The organism is Streptomyces sp. NPDC088354, from assembly GCF_044753585.1.
Classification (GTDB): domain Bacteria; phylum Actinomycetota; class Actinomycetes; order Streptomycetales; family Streptomycetaceae; genus Actinacidiphila.
Genome location: NZ_JBIVNJ010000174.1, coordinates 1 through 1,038, shown reverse-complemented (window position 1 = coordinate 1,038; position 1,038 = coordinate 1). Strand labels below are relative to the sequence as shown.

1 protein-coding gene and 1 pseudogene are annotated in these 1,038 nt (G+C 66.1%); both read left to right on the top strand.

Features of this window, described 5'->3' with window-relative positions; genetic code table 11:
- Positions 1-95: 95 nt before the first annotated feature.
- A pseudogene (locus tag ACIP98_RS42550) lies at positions 96-560 on the top strand (IS5 family transposase); the annotation flags it as partial.
- A 56-nt stretch (positions 561-616) separates the two neighbouring features.
- Complete coding sequence (locus ACIP98_RS42545) at positions 617-928, top strand: hypothetical protein (protein WP_401982268.1); 312 nt, start codon at positions 617-619, stop codon at positions 926-928.
- Positions 929-1,038 lie beyond the last annotated feature (110 nt).

Genomic DNA, 1,038 nt, shown 5'->3' with positions numbered 1-1,038 from the left:
AGACGTCAGACATCTCGCTCAACCGTCGAGGAGCCTCGTCCGTTTCGCACCGGTCTCCAACCAGTGGGCCGTCACCCGATCGGTGGCCCCGCTGATCCAGGGGCGGGTTCACCACAAAGATCCATCTCGCCTGTGAGTAGGGCCAGAAGCCGTTATCGCTGCTGATTACCGCAGGTCAGCTGGGCGACAGCCCGCAGTTCAAGCCTGTTCTCGACGCCATCGCGGTGCCCAGGACCGGTGGTGGCCGCCCGAGACAAAGACCGCTGCGGGTGCGAGGTGACAAGGCGTACTCCTCGCGCGCCAACCGTGCGTACCTGCGCAGACGCGGGATCCGGTGCACGATCCCGGAACCGGCCGACCAGATCCGCAACCGCAAGCGGCGGGGCCGCTCCGGTGGCCGTCCACCGGCCTTCGACCGGCAGGACTACAAAGCGCGGCATGCGGTCGAGTGCGGGATCAGCCGACTCAAGCAACACCGGGCTGTCGCGACACGGTATGACAAGCTCGCGTGCCGTTTCGAGGCGACTGTTCTGGTCGCCGCGATCCAGCAGTGGCTGTGAACCACCGGCCCCTGGCCGGGGCGTGCCATGCTGACGGCGGATCCGGCAGCACGCGCATGGGGAGGGCATCAGTGGCCGCCAGGTACTACTGCGCCGACAGCGAGAACGGCGATCACGTCGATGATCCATCCGAGGACGCGCTGTTCATGCTGGTCGCCGATCTGAATGACACGGACAACACCTTCGTTGTCGTCCAGCCCGACCAGGACGACCCCGCATGGTTCGCCTCGGTGGCCGTCCTGGACGCAGGCGGATACGAAATCGTCCACCGCGACGCCACCCGCCGCGAGCACGACGTCAGCGTCGAGACCAGCACCGACCGCATCGCGGGCGACCTCATCAAATGGCTGGCCGCCCGCAGCTTCTAAAACACGGCCTAGGGCCAATACCGGTGATTTAAGGATCTTTCCTGCGAGTCGGGTGCGTTCTGGTCGGCTTGGAGATGGTGACGGTTGGTGTCTCGGGGCTGGGTGGCCGC

Bases quoted from the DNA above. Each gene is read 5' to 3' on its own strand.
- ACIP98_RS42545 (WP_401982268.1), top strand. From the start codon at position 617: ATGGGGAGGGCATCAGTGGCCGCCAGGTACTACTGCGCCGACAGCGAG.